General features: G+C 67.1%; 1 protein-coding gene. It reads left to right on the top strand.

What is annotated here, in order from left to right; translation table 11 throughout:
• Positions 1-353, top strand: a 353-nt coding sequence (locus AC1DCP_RS26565) for a DNA gyrase C-terminal beta-propeller domain-containing protein (protein ID WP_476774896.1), incomplete at its 5' end; no start/stop codon positions are given.
• Positions 354-413 lie beyond the last annotated feature (60 nt).

Here is a 413-nt window from a genome sequence, read left to right as displayed (position 1 = left end):
GCACCAAGGGCATGATTGCGATCCAGACCAGCGAGCGCAATGGCCGCGTGGTGGCTGCCGCGCTGGTATCGCCCGAGGACGAGATCATGCTGATCACGACCGGCGGCGTGCTGATCCGCACCCGTGTGGCCGAGATCCGCGAGATGGGCCGCGCCACGCAGGGCGTGACCCTGATCAACGTGGACGAGGGCACCAAGCTGTCGGGCCTGCAACGGATTGTCGAGACCGATGCCGATAATGGCGCCGGGATCGAGGGTGCCGAGGATGCGGACGCCGATGTGGTGGAAGGGGCCGCTGGCACCGCCGGGGTCGAAGGCGCCGACGGCGCAACCGACGCGGACGCGAATTCGTAATTTGTTGCAACAACAGGACGCCGGCCGGAACTCGCCAGACGGCCGTGCGGACTAAATCGG

It is taken from the genome of Agrobacterium sp. 10T429, from assembly GCF_056393925.1.
This window is presented reverse-complemented; position numbering and strand designations above follow the sequence as displayed.